18 protein-coding genes are annotated in these 18,864 nt (G+C 71.0%); 8 read left to right on the top strand and 10 right to left on the bottom strand.

Annotated features, from left to right (window positions below; genetic code table 11):
- Positions 1-21 precede the first annotated feature (21 nt).
- The 4 genes from purU to HII36_RS26965 are packed head-to-tail and all read right to left on the bottom strand — an operon-like array spanning position 22 to position 5,277.
- Positions 22-876, bottom strand: a complete 855-nt coding sequence (gene purU / locus HII36_RS26980) for a formyltetrahydrofolate deformylase (protein ID WP_173526051.1) — start codon at positions 874-876, stop codon at positions 22-24.
- Positions 873-3,251, bottom strand: a complete 2,379-nt coding sequence (locus HII36_RS26975) for a GcvT family protein (protein WP_173526050.1) — start codon at positions 3,249-3,251, stop codon at positions 873-875. The genes purU and HII36_RS26975 overlap by 4 nt, the downstream gene beginning before the upstream one ends.
- Entirely contained in the window at positions 3,248-4,171 is a 924-nt protein-coding gene (locus HII36_RS26970; protein ID WP_173526049.1) for a LysR family transcriptional regulator, read from the bottom strand. Before HII36_RS26970 ends, HII36_RS26975 begins: the two co-directional genes overlap by 4 nt.
- Positions 4,172-4,176: 5 nt before the next feature.
- On the bottom strand, positions 4,177-5,277 hold the full coding sequence (locus tag HII36_RS26965) for a pyridoxal-phosphate-dependent aminotransferase family protein (protein ID WP_173526048.1): 1,101 nt from the start codon (positions 5,275-5,277) through the stop codon (positions 4,177-4,179).
- Positions 5,278-5,417: 140 nt separating this feature from the next.
- Between HII36_RS26965 and HII36_RS26960 the strand changes: the two genes are divergently transcribed.
- The 5 genes from HII36_RS26960 to HII36_RS26940 all read left to right on the top strand — a co-directional run bounded on the left by HII36_RS26960 (position 5,418) and on the right by HII36_RS26940 (position 9,981).
- Positions 5,418-6,362 carry an inorganic phosphate transporter gene (locus tag HII36_RS26960; RefSeq protein ID WP_236003903.1) on the top strand — a complete coding sequence of 315 codons (945 nt, stop codon included), beginning with the start codon at positions 5,418-5,420 and terminating at the stop codon, positions 6,360-6,362.
- Positions 6,359-6,991, top strand: a complete 633-nt coding sequence (locus HII36_RS26955; RefSeq protein WP_173526047.1) for a DUF47 domain-containing protein — start codon at positions 6,359-6,361, stop codon at positions 6,989-6,991. The genes HII36_RS26960 and HII36_RS26955 overlap by 4 nt, the downstream gene beginning before the upstream one ends.
- A gap of 101 nt (positions 6,992-7,092) precedes the next feature.
- The gene (locus HII36_RS26950) at positions 7,093-7,332 is read left to right on the top strand and encodes a hypothetical protein (RefSeq protein ID WP_173526046.1); all 240 of its coding nucleotides are present in this window, start codon (positions 7,093-7,095) and stop codon (positions 7,330-7,332) included.
- Positions 7,332-9,407: a hypothetical protein gene (locus tag HII36_RS26945; RefSeq protein ID WP_173526045.1), complete on the top strand. Its 2,076-nt coding sequence runs from the start codon at positions 7,332-7,334 to the stop codon at positions 9,405-9,407. The genes HII36_RS26950 and HII36_RS26945 overlap by 1 nt, the downstream gene beginning before the upstream one ends.
- A gap of 1 nt (position 9,408) precedes the next feature.
- Entirely contained in the window at positions 9,409-9,981 is a 573-nt protein-coding gene (locus tag HII36_RS26940) for a hypothetical protein (RefSeq protein WP_173526044.1), read from the top strand.
- Here the strand turns inward: HII36_RS26940 and HII36_RS26935 are convergent.
- Both HII36_RS26935 and HII36_RS26930 read right to left on the bottom strand, forming a co-directional pair.
- Complete coding sequence (locus HII36_RS26935; protein WP_236003902.1) at positions 9,900-10,538, bottom strand: DUF6939 family protein; 639 nt, start codon at positions 10,536-10,538, stop codon at positions 9,900-9,902. The genes HII36_RS26940 and HII36_RS26935 overlap by 82 nt on opposite strands.
- A 232-nt stretch (positions 10,539-10,770) precedes the next feature.
- Complete coding sequence (locus HII36_RS26930; RefSeq protein WP_328807912.1) at positions 10,771-11,061, bottom strand: ArsR/SmtB family transcription factor; 291 nt, start codon at positions 11,059-11,061, stop codon at positions 10,771-10,773.
- Between the two features lie 105 nt (positions 11,062-11,166).
- Between HII36_RS26930 and HII36_RS26925 the strand changes: the two genes are divergently transcribed.
- A complete protein-coding gene (locus HII36_RS26925) occupies positions 11,167-12,048 on the top strand; it encodes a TIGR03620 family F420-dependent LLM class oxidoreductase (RefSeq protein WP_173526042.1) in 882 nt (293 codons plus the stop codon).
- 131 nt (positions 12,049-12,179) lie between these two features.
- Here the strand turns inward: HII36_RS26925 and HII36_RS26920 are convergent, their stop codons facing one another.
- Positions 12,180-13,805, bottom strand: coding sequence for an alkaline phosphatase family protein (locus HII36_RS26920; protein WP_173526041.1), 1,626 nt, complete (start codon positions 13,803-13,805; stop codon positions 12,180-12,182).
- A 113-nt stretch (positions 13,806-13,918) separates the two neighbouring features.
- Here HII36_RS26920 and HII36_RS26915 point away from each other — a divergent pair, with 113 nt between their 5' ends.
- Positions 13,919-14,356: an NUDIX hydrolase gene (locus tag HII36_RS26915; protein ID WP_236003901.1), complete on the top strand. Its 438-nt coding sequence runs from the start codon at positions 13,919-13,921 to the stop codon at positions 14,354-14,356.
- A gap of 396 nt (positions 14,357-14,752) precedes the next feature.
- On the opposite strand, the gene HII36_RS26910 is transcribed toward HII36_RS26915, so the two are convergent.
- The 3 genes from HII36_RS26910 to HII36_RS26900 are packed head-to-tail and all read right to left on the bottom strand — an operon-like array spanning position 14,753 to position 16,964.
- Positions 14,753-15,493, bottom strand: coding sequence for an MBL fold metallo-hydrolase (locus HII36_RS26910; RefSeq protein ID WP_173526040.1), 741 nt, complete (start codon positions 15,491-15,493; stop codon positions 14,753-14,755).
- The gene (locus HII36_RS26905) at positions 15,490-16,278 is read right to left on the bottom strand and encodes a hypothetical protein (protein WP_173526039.1); all 789 of its coding nucleotides are present in this window, start codon (positions 16,276-16,278) and stop codon (positions 15,490-15,492) included. Before HII36_RS26905 ends, HII36_RS26910 begins: the two co-directional genes overlap by 4 nt.
- Positions 16,279-16,331: 53 nt before the next feature.
- Positions 16,332-16,964, bottom strand: a complete 633-nt coding sequence (locus HII36_RS26900) for a TetR/AcrR family transcriptional regulator (protein WP_217370007.1) — start codon at positions 16,962-16,964, stop codon at positions 16,332-16,334.
- An 84-nt stretch (positions 16,965-17,048) separates the two neighbouring features.
- Between HII36_RS26900 and HII36_RS26895 the strand changes: the two genes are divergently transcribed.
- Positions 17,049-17,987 carry a zinc-binding dehydrogenase gene (locus HII36_RS26895; protein ID WP_173526038.1) on the top strand — a complete coding sequence of 313 codons (939 nt, stop codon included), beginning with the start codon at positions 17,049-17,051 and terminating at the stop codon, positions 17,985-17,987.
- Positions 17,988-18,864 lie beyond the last annotated feature (877 nt).

Below are 18,864 nucleotides of genomic sequence, written 5' to 3'. Positions count from 1 at the left end.
TACGAATATGTCGGCCGCAGGCTAGCGCGGGAAGACGATGGTCTTGTGCCCGTCGAGCAGGACGCGCTGCTCGGCGTGCCACTTGACGGCGCGGGCCAGCGCCACGCACTCCACGTCACGCCCCATCGCGACCAGGTCTTCCGGCGAGTGGCTGTGGTTGACCCTGGCCACCTCCTGCTCGATGATCGGCCCCTCGTCGAGGTCGGAGGTGACGTAGTGCGCGGTCGCGCCGATGAGCTTGACGCCGCGCGCGTGAGCCTGGTGATACGGCTTGGCCCCCTTGAACGACGGCAGGAACGAGTGGTGGATGTTGATCGCCCGCCCGGCCAGCTTCGCGCACAGCTCTTCCGACAGCACCTGCATGTAGCGGGCCAGCACGACCAGGTCGACCTGGTAGTGCTCGACCAGCGCCAGGATCTCGGCCTCCTGCTTGGGCTTGGTCTCGGGGGTGATCGGCAGGTGGTGGTAGTCGATGCCGTAGGACTGGGTGAGCGGCCGCAGGTCGGGGTGGTTGGAGGCGACCGCGACGATCTCGATGTCGAGCGCGCCCGACCTGACCCGGTAGAGCAGGTCGTTCAGGCAGTGGTCGAACTTGCTGACCATGATGAGCACGCGCGGTTTCCTGGCCACGTCGCGCAGCTGGAACTCCATGGCGAATTCCGGGGCCAGCGCGGCGAAGGCGGCGTTGAGCTCGTCCTCGCCGAGCGAGCCGGAGAACTGCACGCGCATGAAGAAGCGCTGTCCGACCCGGTCGCCGAACTGCTGGCTCTCGATGATGTTGCAACCGTGCCCGGCCAGCAGACCGGAGACGGCGGCCACCACGCCGGGCCGGTCGGGGCAGGACAGGGTCAGGACGTACTCGGCAGAGCTGCTCATGCCTTCACTCTCGCGGACGTGGGATCGTAGGGCGCCTTCAGGCTGACCTGGGCAGAGTACAGGTCGCCGGCCACGTCTATCTCGACCTTCTCCAGCGAGGCGTCGGTGATGTGGCCGAGTGCCACGGTCCGCCCGAGCGTGGGGCTGTAGGCGGCCGAGGTGACGTAGCCCACACCGGAGCCCTCGGACAGCAGGGACTCGCCGCCCCACAGGTGTGCCGCGGGATCGTCGAGCACGATCGAGACTACCCGCCGCCGCGGGGTCAGCAGAGCCGCTTCCTCGCCCCGGAACCCGCCGCTCTTCCTGCAGGTGAAGCGGAGTCCGGCGGCGGCCGGGGTGATCTCGGGGCCGAGCTCGCGGCCCCAGGCGCGGTAGCCCTTCTCGATGCGCATGGCCTCGATGGCGTAGTAGCCGGCCTGGGTGAGCCCGCCGGCGCCCAGCAGCGTCTCGTAGACGGTGACGGCGAACTCGGCGGGCACGTACAGCTCCCAGCCCAGTTCGCCCACGTAGGTGACCCTGGTGGCGCGGACGGTGGCGTATCCGAGGTCGACGAGTCTCGACGTGCCGAACTCAAATGCCGAAAAATCCGCCTTCGACACCGATTGGAGGATATTTCGGGAATCGGGACCCATGACGCCGAAGACCGCATACGCCCCCGTGACGTCCACGAGCACCGCCCGCCGGTCGCCGATCCCCCTGGAGATGTGGTCGAAGTCCCTGGTCGTCTGGGCCGAACCGGAGACGATCAGGTACTCGTCCCGCGCCACCCTGGTGACGGTCACGTCGGACTCGTATCCGCCCTGGTCGTTCAGCATGCCGGTGTAGACGACCCGGCCGACCTCGACGTCCACGTCCGCGGTGCACAGCCACCCCAGCGCCTCGGCCGCCTCCGGGCCCTTCAGCGTGAACTTGGAGAACGACGTCTGGTCGAAGATCACCGCCGCCGTCCGGCACGCCTCGACCTCGGCGTTCACGTACGGCTGCCACTCCGGCCTGCCGAACGTGCGGCCCACCCGCGGCCCGAAGTAGTTGACCCGCTCGAAGCCCATCTTGGACCCGAAACACGCCCCGGACGCCGCCAGCAGGTGATGCACCGGCGAACGCCGCAGCGGCCTGGCCGTCTCCAGCTCCTTGTCCGGCCAGGACATCGCGTAGTGCAGCCCGAGCGTCTCGGTGACCCGGTCGCGCAGCCAGGTGTCGTTGTCCGCCCAGCGGGCGAACCTGCGCAGGTCGGCCGGCCACAGGTCGCTGGTCGGCGAGCCGTTGACGATCCATTCGGCCAGCGCCCTGCCCGCGCCGCCGGCCGAGGCGATGCCGGCCGAGTTGAAGCCCGCGCCGACGAAGAAGCCGCGTACCTCGGGCGCCTCGCCCAGCAGGAACATGTTGTCGGGAGTGAAGCTCTCCGGGCCGTTGTAGAACATCCGCACGCCGGTGCTCTCCAGCGCGGGCACCCGCTGAACGGCGTTCTCCATGATGATCGCGAACTGGTCCCAGTCCTCCTCCAGGAGCTGGAACTCGAACGGGTACGGGATCCCGTCCATGCCCCACGGTTTGGCGTCCGGCTCGAAACCGCCGACCACCAGGCCGCCGACCTCCTCCTTGAAGTAGGCGTACCCGTCGGGGTCGCGCAGGACGGGCAGGCTGGGCCGCACGCCCTCGATCTGCTCGGTGACGACGTAGAAGTGCTCGGCCGAGTGCAGCGGCACGGTGACCCCGGCCATCCTGCCCAGTTCCTTGGCCCACTGGCCGGCGCAGTTGACCAGGATCTCGGTCTCGATGTCGCCGGCCGAGGTGCGTACGCCGGCGACGGCGCCGTCCTTGACCGTGACGCCCGTGACGCGCACCCGCTCCAGCACCCGCACGCCGCGCCGCTGCGCGCCGCGCGCCAGCGCCTGGGTGAGGTCGGACGGGTTGGCCTTGCCGTCGCCGGGCAGCCAGACGCCGCCCACCAGATCGTCGGTGCGCATGACCGGCCACAGCTCGCCGGCTTCGCGCGGGGTGATGATCTCGGCGGTGATGCCGTAGTTCCTGGCGGCCGCGGCGGTGCGCCTGAGCTGGGTCATCCGCTCGGGAGTGCGGGCGACGCTGACGCTGCCGCACTGCTTCCAGCCGGTGCCGAAGCCGGTCTCGGCCTCGAGCCTGGCGTACAGGTCGGTGCTGTACTGGATGAGCCTGGTCATGCTCTCCGTGCTGCGCAGCTGGCCGACCAGCCCGGCGGCGTGCCAGGTGGTGCCGCAGGACAGTTGTCCCTGCTCCAGCACGACGACGTCCGTCCAGCCCAGCTCGGCCAGGTGGTAGGCCACGCTGCAGCCGACGATCCCGCCTCCGATGACGACGACCTGAGCACGCGAGGGCAGCGCCTTGGCCTTACTCAAGAAATGCTCCTCAAGCGATTGATGCCCGGCCAGCTGCGCACGCTGCGCAGCATGGCGATGAAAGCCTGTTCCGCCGGGCCGAGCAGCCGGTCGCGGCGGTGTGCCAGCACGATCGGGCGGGGCTTGGGCGCGGGCGCGACCTCCACCGCGGCCAGCCGCCCGTCGGCGACCTCCTGCTCGACGCAGTGCTCCGACACCAGCGAGACGCCCAGCCCGGCGGCGACCGCCTGCTTGATCGTCTCGGCGCCCCAGATCTCGCTGCGTCCCGCTTCCTCCAGCCCCCACGTCTCCAGGGCCTGCTCCTGCAGCTCCCTGGTGGACGATCCGGGCTCGCGCAACAGGAACGACTCCCCCGCCAGGTCGGCGGGTTGGGCCGCGCCCCGTCCCGCGTACCTGTGGCCGGGCTGGGTGATCAGGACGAGCCTGTCCTCCAGGATCGGCTCGCTGACGAGCTGCGCCGCGCCCGGCTGCCCGGCCAGCACGGCCACGCCGATCTCGCCGTCGACCAGCCCGCGCTCGATCTGCTGGGCGTTGCCCACCTGGATGCCGATCTCGATGCCCGGGTGCCGGTCGCGGAAGGCGGCCAGCAGCGGCGGCAGCAGGTACGTGCCCACGGTGGTGGTGCCGCCCGCGACCAGGCTGCCGATCTGCAGCCCCGACACCTGCCTGATCGCCGCCACGGCCTCGTCGGCCAGCAGGAAGACGCGCTTGGCGTACTCCAGCATGACCTCGCCCTCGGGCGTGAGCCTGATGCGTGCGCCGCTGCGGTCGATCAACGTCGTCCGCAGGGCCTGCTCAAGCTGCCTGACCTGGTGGGACACGGACGGCTGGCTGAGATAGAGCTTCTGCGCCGCGGCCGAGAAGCCGCCGCATTCGACGACCGTCATGAAGATCCAGAGTCTGTGCAGGTTGAGCTGCATCGGCGTTAACCCCTAGCTGCCTCGATCGACTCTCGGAGCGCGTCCTCGAGCTGTTCCAGCCGGTGCCAGGGAATCTCGCCCATCGTGCAGATCCTGAAGAAGTCCGCGGATAGTTGCCCCTGACCGGCGTAGATAACGTAGCCGCGCTTCTTCAGCTCGTCGTGAAGGCTTCGGTACGTGACGCCGTCCGGCAGATGAAGCATCGTCACCGTGTTGGACCTGAACCGTTCATCGACCAGGATCCGCAGGCCGAGCCGCTCGAACTGGGCGCGCACCAGCGCGGCGCGCTCCCGGTACAGCTTGGTCCTGGCGGCGAAGCCGCCGGACTCCTCGTACTCCTTGATGGCCTCGTCGAAGGCGTAGCAGACCTGCACGGCCGGGGTGAACGGCACGTCGCCCTTGCGCTGGCCGGCCAGGTAGCTGGCGGCGTTCAGGTAGAGGCTGCGCGCCGGGACCTGCTGGACGCGTTCGATCGACCGGTCGCTGCACAGGATGAACGACATGCCGGGCAGGCCGTGCAGCCCCTTGTTCGCGGTGCCGCAGACGACGTCGGCCTTGACCTCGGCCAGGTCCTGGTCCTCGATGGCGGTGCCGGAGATGGCGTCGATGACGAACAGCGCGCCGTGCTCGGCGACGACCTCGCCGATCTCCTTGATCGGGTTGATCAGGCCGGTGGTGGTCTCGTGGTGCACGCAGATCACCGCGTCGACGTCGTCGCGGCCGGCCAGCGCGGCCCGGACGGCCTCGGGGTCGGCCGGGACCGTCCAGTCGCTCTTGACCTCGTGGAACGGGATTCCGTTCGCCTGCGCGATCTTGATCATCCTGTCGCCGTAAACGCCGTTGTTCACGACGAGCACGCCCCGGCCGGCCCGGACCGAGCTGATGACCGCCATCTCCATGGCCGCGGTTCCCGAGCCGGTGACCAGCAGCGCCTCGTGCGTGCCGGCGAGGTTCAGACTGCGGGGCAGCGCCTCGCGGATCCGGGACAGCAACTCCGTGAACTCGGGCTCGCGGTGGCAGAGGTCTCCTCTGAGCAGGGCGTCCTTGACCCGCTTGGACGTACACGCCGGCCCGGGATTCAGCAGAATGAGCTCTTCGTCCATCATCCACTCGATCTTGGGTAGCTATTGAGGCATAACAGACGCTATCCGGGGAGATATGGCGGCCGGCAGCCGTCTTTTCGCTATGAGGGCCATAAGTGAATCGGACTTGTCCTGCCTGATCTGGGCGGACTGGGATGGAGCGCATGCCGTTGGACGCCGTCGCACTGATCGCGGTCGCCGGTCTGTTCGCGATCGTGTCCGGGGTGAACGACGGCGGCGCCCTGCTCGCGACCGGGCTCAAACTGCCCACGGTGCGGCCGGCGACCGGCATCCTCACGCTGGTGGTGCTGGTGGCGCTGGTGCCGCTGCTGAGCCATCAGGTGGCGGTGACGTTCGTGACCCGGCTGGCCACCTTCGACGGGCCCGGCTCGAAGATCGCGATGACGGTCGCGGTGATCTCCGCGCTGGCCGTGGTCACCTGGCTGAGCTCGCGCGGCCGGCCGACCAGCCTCACGCTGGCCATCGTCGGCGGGCTCACCGGGGCCGGCGTGGGGTGGGGGCTGCCGGTCTCGCCCGGGTCCGTGGCGCTCGTGCTGGCCTTCGGCGTGGCCGCGCCCATCGCGGGCGGACTGCTGGCCTGGGTGCTGATCCGGGCACTCGTGGCGATCACCACCGCACGCGGGCTGTCGTCCTGGCACTGGGCCGCGTTCCTGCTGCAGACCGTCGCGTACGCGGCCAATGACGGGCAGAAGATGCTGGCCGTGTTCATGATCGCGCTGGGCTTCGCCGGGGCGCCGCTGCCGTACACGACGCTGGTGGCCGTCCTGTTCGGGATCGGCGCGCTGTACGGCCTGCCCAAGGCTGGACGCACGCTGAGCAGGGAGATCATCGTCTCCAGACCGGCGCACGGGGTCGCCGCCGAGCTGGCCGCGGGCACCTCGGTGATCGCCTGCGCGGCCGTGGGCATGCCGGTGAGCATGACCCAGGCCATCGCCGGCGGTCTCATCGGCGCCGGCGTGGCCGTGGGCAGCGGCCGGGTCCGCTGGTACGCCGCCGTCAAGATCGTCGCGGCCTGGCTGTTCACCCTCCCCGCCGCCGCGTTGCTGGCCGGGGTCGCGGCCTTCGTACTGAAGGGGTTGAGAGGATGAAGCGACTGCGGCGCATCAAGGACCTCATCACCGGACGCATGGACAGCGCGCTCACCGAGGCGCTGCTCGGCCAGCTGGAGGCCACCAAGGAAGGCGCGTGGCTGGCCATGGCCATGATCGGCGGCGAGGTGGGCCGCACCGGCGCGCACGAGCAGATGCGCGCCATCGAGCACCTCGGCGACGAGGAACGCGCCCGGCTGGTGGACGAGCTCAGAACCGCCCTGGTCATCCCGATCGACCGGGAGGACCTGTTCCGGCTGTCGCGCTCGATCGACGACGTGCTGGACTCGCTGCGCGACTTCGTCCGGGAGTCGCATCTGTACCGGGTGCCCGACCAGATCCGCTTCACGCCGCTGCTCGACCAGGTCATCGTGGGCATCGACGCGCTGGAGAACGCCGTACGCGACCTGGCCTCCCGCCCGTCGGCGGTGGTGCAGGACGCCCTGGAGGCCAAGAAGGCCGGCGGCGCGATCCGCCGGATGTACCAGTACGAGATCTCCCGCATCTTCTCCGGCGAGCTGACGCCCGACGCGATGAAGGAGCGGGAGCTGGTGCGGCGGCTGGAGATCGTCGGCATGGCCATCGGCGAGGCCGCCGACGCGATCGCCGACGGCGCGATGAAACGTTAGACCGGTTCCGCATCATTCGACTGATTACTCGGCGACCCTGCGTTTATCGTGTTGAGACCCAGGTGTCATTTGCCCCTGTCTGCCTCTTCGAGGAGATCGGCATGCCCGACCCCGATCGCGCCGCGGCGGAGGCGGCCCTGCGCAGCATCAAGGCCCTGTCCGACGAGCACTGGTGGACGCTCCACCCCTCCTGCACGCTGCTGGAGGGCCAGGCGTGGGTGGGCCCGGCCGGTGAACGCTTCGGCCAGGACGTGCACGAGGACCAGCGCGGCCTGCGTGCCCTGCTGACCAGCGCGGTCGAGGACGCCGAGCGCAACATCCCCAGGCCGGGTGCCCCGTGATGGCCGAACCGGGATACTCCGGAGTCAAGAAGCCGGAATTCGACCAGCTCGTGGACAAGCACGCGCTGGCCGCCAGACAGCTCACCGACCTGGGCGAGAAGCTGCACGCGGAGCTCGCCAGGGCCGGGCTCGACACCGCTCCCGCCCAGCGCGCCCGTGCGCTCGCCGCCCGCGCCGACAAGCAGGCCAAGGACCTGCGCCGACGCCAGCAGATCGTGCGCGACATGGAACGCCAGAAGATCGACCTCGGCATGCCCATGGCCGGGTCGTCCTTCATCCGCGTGCCCGACTCGCTGGAGGCGGCTCGCGGGCAACTGGCCGGCAACGCGGCCGCCGCCGCGGTGCGGGGAGACCCCCGCAAGGCGCTCGCGGAGCTGGAGAAGTTCGCGGGCAAGAACCCGAGCCCGGAGTTCATCAAAGGGTTCCTGTCCAAGATCGACCCGCGGATCGCCACCGAGCTGCCGGCCGTGCTGGCCAAACGGCTGCGCGACGCCGCTGATCGCGGCGAGGACACCACCGCCCTGGCCCGGCAGAGCACGCTGGCGTTGAAGACGCTCTCCGCCGCGCTGGCCAAGGGCACCGATCCGGCGGACCCGGCCTATCTCGGTGACAAGTTCCTCAACGGTCTGGTGGTGGAGGGCCGCAAGGAACACAAGATCGACGACATGACGTACCTCGGGTATCAGGCGCAGGCGCTGGTCTGGCGGGCCAGCGACGGGAGGCCGCCGTTCTCGGCGAAGTTCATGGAGACCGTCGGCGCGGATGCCGTCGCGCAGGAGAAGCGGGCCTACGAGTCGCGCTGGAAGCAGAGCGAGGCCCTGCACGGGCGCGTCTCGGGCACCTTGATGGACCTGGCGGCCCTGCTGAAGACGCGCAATCTGTACGGCCCGGCCATCACCGACCCCGGCAAACCGCCCACCGGCTCGTCGGTGATCGACGACCTGGTGCACGCGGCGGGCTTCTCCGCGCCGGCGGCGCAGGCCCTGCTCAGCTACCGCCTGGACGGCGGGAAGCGGACCATCCTGTCGTACTTCATGACGCAACGCTGGGCGGTCTTCAAGCACACCAGGTCCCAGGAGCCGCTGGGCAGGATGTTGCGCACCGCGCTCACCGACAAGAGCTCCGCCGGCGCCCGGCTGACCGAGGAACTGCTCGGCCTGACCAGGAAGCGCCTGGAAGGGGCGTACGTGTCCGGGGAGGATCTCAAGATCAAGGACCCCGGCAAGCTGGAGGAGATGGCCTTCCTCCGCAGGCCGCTGGGGGCCGCGATGGTGGCTCAATTCGACGCCATCTCGAGCGCCTACACCGACGACCCCCGGTTCAAGGGGCTGCAACCGGCGGACATGACCTGGCTGTTCCTCTTCGTGGGCAGGGACGAGCAGGCGTTCAAAGACCTGCTGACCGCTCAGTACAACCGGCTGTCCGACAGGATCGAGGAGTCGTACCGCAAGAGTGGCGGCGAATACCTGAAGAGCATGTTCCGGCACGAGGGCAAGATGCTCGGCTACATCCTGGAGACGCGGCGGCTGGCCCTGATGGCGGAGTCCAAGACCAGGGAAGAGGCCCAGGCGGACGTCAAGGCGAAGATCGACGAGGTGATGGGACTGCTCGTCTCGCCTGCGGGGAAGTTCGGCACCCAGGTGGCGGGCGAGATCGGGGCGTGGCTGGCGGGCAAGGCGGCGAACGTGCCCGCAGGGGCGCTGTCCGCGTGGATAGCCGGGCAGCTCATCAAGACGGAACTGACCACTCCCGGCGCCCTGCATCAAGCGGGAACGGAACGGCAGAGCGCGGTGAAGGTGATCGAGAAGCTGCTCCTCGCCGCCTCGATCTCGCACGAGGACTACGAGAAGGAGGGGCTGAACCACATCGCGGGACAGTCTTTCGCCACCACCCACCCGCCGATCCGGCTGAGGCCGATTCCGGAGATCCTCGCTTCGCCGAAAATGCTCGCCGACTTCATCAAATGGTCCGAGGACTGGTCTGACATGCAGGACAACGCGGCTGCTCTCGAGAGCAGCCTGAACACCAGCGCGGACGTCGAATCCCATGACCACCTCAAGATCCCCCGGAAATGACATGGCCTTCCGCGCCTCCCCCAACCTGGCCGCCGTCCTTGTCGTGACGACCGTCCTGCTGGTGCCCGGTTGCAGTGCTCCGGAGCCCGTGCCCACGCCGCCCCCGGCCCGTTTGGAGGACCGTGGCCCGTACTGGTGCGGGCTCGTGCCGCTACCGGCGCTGCGCGTGATGAGCGGCTACGCGGCGCCCCTGAGCGAGAGCAGCGGCGGCGTGCCCGAGACGCACGGCCAGTGCAGCCTCGACAGCGACTACCGGCGCTTCTCCCTCACCTGGGGCAGCTCGAACGCCGACACCCTGCTCAGGGTCGCGCGCGACAACTACGACTCCGCCGACCCCTCGCCGCTGCCGGCCGATCTCGGCGAAGGGCTGTTCGCCTACACCGGGCGGACGCCGGACGCCCTGCCCTACCACGCCACCATGGTGTTCCGCTGCGGGAAGCGGCGGCCGTGGTTCAGCATGGGCGCGGCCGAGGTGGCCAAGGGCAGGGACGCCTACCGGGACTTCATGGAGCTGCTGCGGATCGCGCGCACGCGCTTCGGCGTCATCCACGGCTGCGCTCCCGCGCCTAAGTGATCCTGCTCGGCCGGCCAGTCGTCGAGGAGGTGGCGGCGGATGAGGGCGGCGTGCGACAGCGGGGTGGCCAGGTCGGCGACGTCGCCGTTGACGGTGTAGTCGAGCAGCACGACGTCGCCTTCACGGGCGCGCTCGCGCAGCCGTTCGACCAGGTCGGCGATCTTGTTCTGGAGGATCCAGCGGTAGGCGGGCAGGTAGATGCGGCGCCTGGCCTCCTCGTAGGCCAGCAGGCGCGTGCCGTGCAGGCCGTCGCGGTGGCCGAGCACCCGGCCGTGTTTGCGAACCGTGCGTTTGAGCCCCTTCATGCTGGTGACGGCCAGCTTGGCGGGATCGATGTCGGCGCTCTCGAAGACCTTGAGCGCCTGCCAGATGCCCTCGACGGACTGCCCGGTGACGCCGGGCGAGCCGGGGACCGGGATGTCGCCGTGCGGGTAGAACGGGCTGAAGCGCACCCACGGCTCGCCCGCCCTGGACGTGACGTCGATGACCTCCGCGCCAGGGAACTCCCTGGCCAGCGACTGAGCCGAGCGGCGTCGGCCGGCGACCTGGATCGGCATGCGCACCCCCTTGAACGACCGGGGCCCAGCATGGCCGACGCCACCGACAATTCCGCGTTCGCCGAAGCGGGGCCTCAGTCTGCCCGGGGCTCGGCGAACTGACGCTCGGCGGCCCGGGCTCGGCGCCCCGGGGCTCGACGAGCTGGGACTCGGCGGCCTGGGGCTCGACGAACTAGGAGTCAGCGGCCTGGGACTCGGCGAACTAGGAGTCAGCGGCCTGGGACTCGGCGAACTAGGAATCGGCGGCCTGGGGCTCGGCGAAGACCAGGGTGAGCAGGCCGGGGAAGCGGTCGTCGAACTCGGCGCGGCGCAGCCGGTTGAGCCGGCGCGCGCCCTCGTCGCGCTGCTCCAGCAGGCCCACGTTGCGCAGCACGCTGAAGTGGTGGCTGAGCGTGGACTTGCTGACCGGCAGGTGGTTGAACGTGCCGCAGGGACGTGTCCAGTCGGGCACCTGGGCCAGCTCGCGCACGATGCGGCGGCGGATCGGGTCGCCGAGCGCGTCGAGCGCGGCCTGGAGCGACACCTCCAGAGGGGAGGCGTGGGTCAGGGTTCGTGATCTGTTCGACGGGGGTCGAACATCGGTGTAGTGTTCCATCTCGATCGAACATCCTACCCGGGAGGAGCGGCCGTGGAACTCGGGCGCGTTGGAGTGTGGCATCCCCTGATCGGCAAGGCGCCCGCGGACGAGGCGCGGCGGGCCGCGGCCGAGATCGAGCGGCTGGGCTACGGCTCGATCTGGGTCAACGAGGGCCGTGGCAGCAAAGACCCAATCGTGATCGCGGGCGTCGTCCTCGCCGCGACCGAGCGCGTCGTGGTGGCCACGGGCATCGCCAGCGTGTGGGCGCGCGACGCGACGGCCATGGCGGCGGGGGCGGTCGCGGTGGCCGACGCCCATCCCGGGCGGTTCCTGCTGGGCATCGGCGTCAGCCACGAGTCGATGGTCGGCACGCGCGGCCACGACTACAGCCGGCCGCTGGCCAAGATGCGCGCCTACCTCGACGAGATGGACGCGGCCCTGCCCACCCTGCCCAAAGCCGACACCCCGCGGGTGCTGGCCGCGCTCCGGCCCAAGATGCTGGAGTTGTCGCGGGAGTCCGCCGACGGGGCGCACACGTACTTCGTGCCGCCGGAGCACACCGCACTGGCCCGCGAGATCCTCGGCGCGGGGCGGCTGCTGGTGCCCGAGCAGGCCTTCGTGCTGGAGTCCGACCCAGCGCGGGCCCGCGAGATCGCCCGCGAGCACATGTCCTACTATCTCGGGCTGCCGAACTACCTCAACAGCCTGCGCCACCTCGGCTTCACCGACGACGACTTCGCCGCCGGCGGGAGCGACAGGCTCGCGGACGCCATCGTGGCGTGGGGCGATCCGGAGGCGATCGCGGCCCGGGTGCGGGCGCATCTCGACGCGGGCGCCGACCAGGTGGCGCTCCAGGCACTCACGCCTGGAGCCCCGAGCCTCGCCGACGCCCTGTCCCAGCTCCGCACCCTCGCCCCGGCGCTCGGCCTCTGACCTCCCGGCAGCACCGGCGTTCCCGGGCGGCATGGCGTCGAAGCGGGGCCCGGCGGGTCCTCGGGGGCTCGCCGGGCCTGCCGCCGCCGTCGCGCGGATGGTGGTCGCTGCGGAGCCTGCGTCCGTGCGGGTCAGGTGATGCGCAGGTGGTCGACGGCCCAGTACCAGTTGTTGCTGGCGTCGAAGTAGTGGAACTTGACCTTCATCGAGGTCGCCCCGGCGGGCACCGTGACCTTGAGCGCCTCGTTCTTGCCGATCACGTCCGCCGTGTAGTTCTTGACCAGCGTGTCCGCCCCGCCGTTGAACGACACCAGCACCTGCGCCTTTTGGGTGCCCTCGACGCGGTAGTGGGTGGCGTAGTTGATCGTGACAGAGGTGCGGCCGCTCACGTTGTAGGAGGGGGACACGAGCGTGGAGTCGAACGGGCCGCTGCCGTGGGCCTTGTCGTCCCATTCGTCCGAGTCGGCCACCGCGAACGTGCCCCGGGCCCGCACGTTCAGTTCCCGCTGCTGGTCACGTTGCGCCCGTGACCAGAACTCGTCGGTGGTGAACGACCAGCCGCGCCACTCCTGCATGCCGCCGGTCGGCATCTTCGACACGTCCAGCGTCCAGCCGGAGGGCGGGGTATGGGTGAAGCCGAGCACGCCGGCCGGGATGCCGGTTTCGTCCACGCGGGAGGAGAGGGTGAGCGCGTCGAAGGGGTCGCCGGCGCGCTGGTCGGCGCGCCTGCCGTCGATGCCGGTCGGCACGGGCAGCTTCAGCGCGTTGAAGGCCGTGGCCGCCACGTCCACCAGGCGGAGGTCGGCCGACTTGGCGCCGGCCGCGATGCCGGGGCCGGAGGCGAGCACGAACGTGCGGCGCTCCTCGATCGAGGAGCCGCCGTGACCGCCCGCGTTGGTGTGCCCGTGGTCGGTGGCGACGATCACCGTCCAGCGCTCGGCGGCGTAGGTCGGCCGGGCCCGCACCGCCGCGAGCAGCCGGCCGATCTGCGCGTCGGAGTCGTGGATCGTGTTCAGGTACGCCTGCGACCCGGCCCCGCTGTTGTGCCCGGCGATGTCGATCGCGCCCAGGTAGACGAAGGCTGCGTCCGGGTTCTTGGTACGCAGCACGGCCTCGGAGACCTGGGTGATGCGCTCGTCCTCGGCCGGGTAGCCGTTCGCGTCGCCGTTCAGCACGATCCTGGCGTCGATCCTGGTGCTGAACGTGCCGTGGTCGCCGAGCGCCTGCCAGTCCATGGCCGCGTACGTCGAGTAGCCGGCGTTCGTGTTCTCCAGCCTGGTCAGGAAGTCCGGGTACTGGGTGTAGTTCTTGCCGGTGAACGAGTTGTCCCTGACGCCGTGCAGGTCGGGCCAGACCCCGGTGGCGATGGTCGACCAGCCGGGGCCGCTGGAGGTGGCCGCCATGGGGTTGGTGTACAGGAGGCTGGCGCCGAAGGTGCCGCCCGCGATCAGGGCGTCGAGGTTGGGCGCGTCGGCGGCGGCGATGCGGTCGTGGCGCAGCCCGTCCAGGCCGATGACCAGCACCTTGTCGGCGCTGATGCCGTTCGGCAGGTTGGGCACGGGCAGCGGGTCCGCGACGGCGGCGCGGGCGTTGAACACCTTGCCCTCGGGCTGCGACGGGGGCGATGACGGTGACTCTGGCTGTGACTGTGGCTGTGACGGGGGCTGCGACGGGGGCGTCGGATCGGCGAAGGCGGCGGGCGCTGGTAACAGCACCGCGGCGGCCAGGAGAGCGGTCAGGATGCGCCATCGGGCCATGGACGGACTCCTCGCTGGGGGCTGGAATGATCCGGCTTGAGAATCTCCAGGGTGAGGTGATCTCGTGAATAGCGGCTTTCCGATGAGTGCTATAGACGGAAAAGGGGACCCAATTGAGCAACAATGATCGCCCGGCCGCCCGGGTCGTGTGCATGGACCGCGACGGCCGGGTCCTGCTGATGCACTGGTACGACCGGGTGAGCGGCCAGGAGGTCTGGGAGCCGCCGGGCGGCGGGGTCGATCCTGGCGAATCGCCCATCGAAGCGGCCAGGCGGGAACTGGCCGAGGAGACCGGGCTGCCGGGGTCGGCGGTGCTGGATCGATGGGTGGACGTCGATCGCGACTTCGAGTGGCTCGGCGTGCGGTACGTGAAGTCGGAGCCGTTCTTCCTGGCCAGGTTCGAGCGGGCGCGGCCGGAAGTCGATCCGGGGGAACTGACCGAGGAGGAGCGCGAGGCGTACCTGGGTTACGAGTGGGCCGCCGAACTGCCGCCCGGCGTGGAACCGCCGAACCTGGCCGAGGTGGTGGCGGAGCTCACCCGGCACGGCTGAGAGGCGACGGGATCGACCGGCTGGGGTGAGGGTGACGGGGTCGACCAGCTCGGATAAGGGGCGGCGGGCTGGGGTGAGGGGCCATGGGTCGGCCGGCTTGCCTGCCTCGGATGAGGCCCTACGAGACCCGCAGCCTTGGGTGAGGAGCGACAGGGCCGGCCGCCTTGGATGAGGGCCTACAGGGTTGGCCGCCTCGGATGAGGAACGACGAGGTCGGCCGTATTGGAGGGCCTACGGGATCCACCGCCTTGGGCGAGCGGCCTACAGGATCCGCCGCCTTGGGCGAGCGGCCTACAGGATCCGCCGCCTTGGGCGAGCGGCCTACAGGATCCGCCGCCTTGGGTGAGGGCCTACGGGATTCACGGCCTTGGATGAGGGGCGACTGGGGCGGCGGGTTCACACGTCCATCGTCAGGCCCGGGGTGGCGACGGCGAGGTCGCCGGGGTACGTGCGGGCCGCGGCGGCCAGCGCCGGTTCCGGAGCGGTGTCCGGCCACAGGTGAGTGAGCAGCAGCCGGGCCACGCCCGCCGCCGAGGCGGTGCGTCCCGCGTCCAGCGCGCTCGACAGGTACGGCGCGTCCTCGTCGGGCACCCGCTCCGGATAGGTGGCCTCGGCCAGCAGGACGTCCGCGTCCTTGGCCAGGTCCACCAGCTCGGCGGCCGGACCGGTGTCGCCGGTGTAGGCGATCACCCGGCCGCCGGCGCTCAGCCGCAACCCGGCGTTGGTCACGTGGTGCGGCAGCGACCAGGCGTCCAGCCGGAACGGCCCGATCTCGCGCGGCACCCCGGGTTCGAGGTCGTGCGCCACGTAGCCGGCGGCCAGCATCCTGGGCTTGTCGAGGGCGAGCACCGCGTCGAGCGCACCGGGCGGCGCGTGCACCGGCAGCGCGGACGCCGGCTCGTCGGCCAGGACCCGGGCCCGCAGCAGCGGATTCAGGTCGACGCAGTGGTCGGGATGTCCGTGGGTGATCAGCACCGCGTCCACTTCAGCCGCGCCGATCCGTTCGAGGAGTCTGGGCAGGGTGGCGTAGCCGGGATCGATCAGGACCCGGTAGCCGTCGTGTTCGAGCAGGTAGCCGCTGCACGCCTGTCCGGCAGCCGGCCAGGCGCCGCAGCCGCCGAGCACGGTGAGTCTCATGACGGTCTCCTGTGCCGGTAGCCGAGTTCGGTCAGCGTGGTCGTCATCAGCCCGCGCAGCAGCGCGCCGGCCACCCTCTCGTGCTCGCCCTCGACCGGCAGCCCCTCGGCCGCCCTGGCCTGGTAGGTTTCGCGTTCGCGCCGGTCGGGATAGGGCACCGCGGTCATCGCGACCACGACCGTGGCCCGGGTGCCGCCGCGTGGCAGGACGGCCACGGCGTGCGTGCGCAGGCAGGTCTCGTCGGGCTCGCCGTACCAGCCGCACTTGATCCCGGCCTCCGGCGCGCGCAGGGCCTCGCGGGCGCCGTACGTCTGGCCGCCCTTGACCTGCCGCATCCAGCCCAGAACGGTCTCCGCGACCGGGTCACCCGCGGCGCCGGCCTGGGCGAGCGCCGCGTAGGCGGCGGCGACCTCGTCGGCGGCCACCTCGACGCCGCCGAAGCGGGACGGGTCGCCCGCCGGCGGCGTCCAGCGCACGCCGGTGCGCTGGTGGAGGTCGTCGAGGATGACGCGCGGTCCGACCGCGAGCCACAGATTCCTGGTGTCGGCGTTGGACGAGACGACGACGGCCGGCTCGGCATGCCGCCGCCAGCGTTCCGCGTCCGGGGCTCGGGCCGCGGTCACCCACGCATAGAGGGGTTTGAGCAGCGACGCGCAGCGCATGGTGGCCGGCCCGGTGCGGATGCTCAGCACGCGGGCGGGCGGGCCGGGATGTCCGCGGCTGATGCCGGCGGCCTGGGCGGCGGCGCCTGGTTCGAGGTCGTGCAGCAGCTCGTTGAACCCCACCAGGCCACCGTAGACGCTGCGGCCAGCGTAGATCGGGAAAACGTTGACCGAGGTCAGGATTCCGGCGGCGGCGCCCAGCGGCCTTCGTACCATTCGAGGTCGGGCGGGTCGCCGGGCAGCTCGGTGACGCCGGGTGCGCGCAGGCCGTCGAGCGCGATGGCCAGCAGGCGCTGCTTGACGTGCTGGTGCCGCTCGCTGGGCGGTCCAGGCGCGGGACGGCTGAACTGCTCCATGAGCAGCGACACGTCGAGCGCGGTCACGTCGGTCCTGAGCACGCCTGCCTCGTGTGCGCGGGCGATGAGGCGTTCGGCGAGGTCTGTGGCTTTTCTGGAGGTACGCCACATCTCGTCCGTGACCTCGATCGTGCCGGCGACGGGAGCCAGCGCGCCGGAGCGGAAACCGACACAACGGCGCACGTACCGCGCCAGCCCCTCCCACGGATCGTCGTCGGCCAGCGCGGACTCCGCGGCCTCGACCACCCGCTCCATCGCGATCAGGCACAGGCGCTGGAGCAGTTCCTCCTTGGTGCGGTAGCGCCGGTAGAGGCTGCCCATGCCGACGCCGGCCTGCTTGGCGATGGCCGAGACGGGCGCGTCGAAGCCCTGGGTGGTGAACACCTCATGCGCGGCCTCCAGCAGGCGCAGATCGTTGCGCGCCGCTTCGGCCTGCCTGCCGCGTTTGCCCATGGGAGCAGGATAGCCGTCTTGCGGAGCGCACCGCTCCGTTATAGATTTCGGAGCGTAACGCTCCGATAATCGAGAAGGTGTGCCATGCGTGCGGTGGTTCTGCGGCGGTACGGCGGTCCCGAGTCGCTGGTCGTGGAGGAGGTGCCCGATCCGGTCCCCGGTCCTGGGCAGGTGTTGATCGGGGTTTCGGTAGCGGGCATCACGTTCGTCGAGACGCAGGTACGTGCCGACCGAGGTCCGCGCCGGGCCGAGCTGCCCGCGATCCTCGGCAACGGGGTCGCGGGAACCGTGCTGGCCGTGGCGGACGACGTGCCCGACTCGCTGGTGGGCACGCAGGTGGTGAGTACGCTCGGCGGCTACGGCGGATACGCCGAGCTGGCGGTGGCCGCGGCGGCCGACCTGATCCCGGTGCCCGCGGGCCTGACGCCCGAGTGGGCGGTGGCGCTGCTCGCCGACGGCCGGACCGCGGTCGGGCTGATGCGAGCCGCGGACGTACGGGCTGGCGAACGGGTGCTGGTGGAGGCGGCGGGCGGCGGCGTGGGCAGCCTGCTCGTCCAGCTCGCGCGGGAGGCGGGAGCCCACGTGATCGGCGCGGCGAGCAGCGCGGCCAAGCGGGAACTGGCCGAACGCCTGGGCGCCGAGCAGACCGTCGACTACACGCTCACCGGCTGGACCGACCAGGTGCGCGGGCCGCTCGACGTGGTCTTCGACGGCGTCGGCGGCCAGATCGGCGCCGCCGCCCAGGAGCTGCTGAGGGACGGGGGGCGGCTGAGCGTGTACGGCATGGCGGGCGGCGCGATGACCACCGCCGACGCGCGCCTCAAGCAGGTCGGCTTCCCGCCGGTGAACCTGCGCGAGCTGGCCGAGGAGGCGCTGGCGCGGGCGGCGGCGGGGCGCCTGCGCCCGACGATCGGGTTGACGCTTCCCCTGGAGGCGGCGGGCGAGGCGCACGCGGCGATCGAGTCGCGCACGGTCACCGGCAAGACCCTGCTAACGGTCAACCACCACACCCGAACCCCGTAGTCACGCGCACCGCCGCTTGGCCCGTGTGTGGCCGCACGGGCCTTGGCCGCACGGGCGCCTTGGCCGCATGACTGCGCATGGCGCACGACGGTGCGTGGCCGCACGACGCGGTGCGCAGCCACTGGGCCTCGCGTGGCCGCTGGGCATATGGCCGCAGAACCATGCACGGGCGGGGTCCTGGCGTGCTCCCCAGCGGGAGGCGGTTTCGGGGATTCCTCGGCGGGCTGCGATTCCGGGCGCCCTCGGCGGGTGCGGCTCCGGGGCTGTGTAGCCGCTGGACCATGCACGGGCGGGGTCTCGGCGTGCTCCCCGGCGGGAGGCGGTTACGGGAAGTCGCCGGGCGGCCGCGATCTCGGGCGACCTCGGCGCGTGCGGCTTCCGGGCCGGTCAGGAGCGGGGATGCGGTTCCCGAGCGGACGCCCGCGCGGGAAGCCCGCACCGCGCCCGGGCGGGACGGCCCCGCGGGCAGCCCCTTTCCAGCTCCCGGCCGGAATCGCCCGCCGAACACCCGGCTGCGATGCCCGGATGGGACGACCCACGGGAAGCCCGCGCTCCTGCTCCCGGCCGGAGCCGCCCCCAGGACGCCCGCTGCGTTACCCGAGTGACCGCCCCGCATGAGGCCCGTTGCGGTCCCCCGGGTGGGACCACCCCGCAGGACGCCCCATCCCAGTTTCCAATCGGGACCCGCGGAAGTCCCGTTCAGGCTCCCGGGCGGGATGGCCCCACGAGAAGTCCCGGCCCGATCCCGGGTGAGACCGCCTACGGGAAGCCGCTGCTGCGGTTCCGGGTGCCGCCCACAGCAAGCCCCGTTGCGGTTCCCCGGGGGCCGCCGCACGGCAAGTCCAGTTGCGGTCCCAGGTGGGACCACCGCAGGACA

This window comes from Nonomuraea antri (assembly GCF_013283785.1).
Classification (GTDB): domain Bacteria; phylum Actinomycetota; class Actinomycetes; order Streptosporangiales; family Streptosporangiaceae; genus Nonomuraea; species Nonomuraea antri.
The sequence above is the reverse complement of the archived record's forward strand: the minus strand, read 5'-3'. Positions and strand labels throughout refer to the sequence as shown.

Bases quoted from the DNA above. Each gene is read 5' to 3' on its own strand.
- purU (WP_173526051.1), bottom strand. From the start codon at position 876: ATGAGCAGCTCTGCCGAGTACGTCCTGACCCTGTCCTGCCCCGACCGG.
- HII36_RS26970 (WP_173526049.1), bottom strand. From the start codon at position 4,171: ATGCAGCTCAACCTGCACAGACTCTGGATCTTCATGACGGTCGTCGAA.
- HII36_RS26965 (WP_173526048.1), bottom strand. From the start codon at position 5,277: ATGATGGACGAAGAGCTCATTCTGCTGAATCCCGGGCCGGCGTGTACG.
- HII36_RS26960 (WP_236003903.1), top strand. From the start codon at position 5,418: ATGCCGTTGGACGCCGTCGCACTGATCGCGGTCGCCGGTCTGTTCGCG.
- HII36_RS26955 (WP_173526047.1), top strand. From the start codon at position 6,359: ATGAAGCGACTGCGGCGCATCAAGGACCTCATCACCGGACGCATGGAC.
- HII36_RS26950 (WP_173526046.1), top strand. From the start codon at position 7,093: ATGCCCGACCCCGATCGCGCCGCGGCGGAGGCGGCCCTGCGCAGCATC.
- HII36_RS26945 (WP_173526045.1), top strand. From the start codon at position 7,332: ATGGCCGAACCGGGATACTCCGGAGTCAAGAAGCCGGAATTCGACCAG.
- HII36_RS26940 (WP_173526044.1), top strand. From the start codon at position 9,409: ATGGCCTTCCGCGCCTCCCCCAACCTGGCCGCCGTCCTTGTCGTGACG.
- HII36_RS26935 (WP_236003902.1), bottom strand. From the start codon at position 10,538: ATGCCGATCCAGGTCGCCGGCCGACGCCGCTCGGCTCAGTCGCTGGCC.
- HII36_RS26920 (WP_173526041.1), bottom strand. From the start codon at position 13,805: ATGGCCCGATGGCGCATCCTGACCGCTCTCCTGGCCGCCGCGGTGCTG.
- HII36_RS26910 (WP_173526040.1), bottom strand. From the start codon at position 15,493: ATGAGACTCACCGTGCTCGGCGGCTGCGGCGCCTGGCCGGCTGCCGGA.
- HII36_RS26900 (WP_217370007.1), bottom strand. From the start codon at position 16,964: ATGGGCAAACGCGGCAGGCAGGCCGAAGCGGCGCGCAACGATCTGCGC.
- HII36_RS26895 (WP_173526038.1), top strand. From the start codon at position 17,049: ATGCGTGCGGTGGTTCTGCGGCGGTACGGCGGTCCCGAGTCGCTGGTC.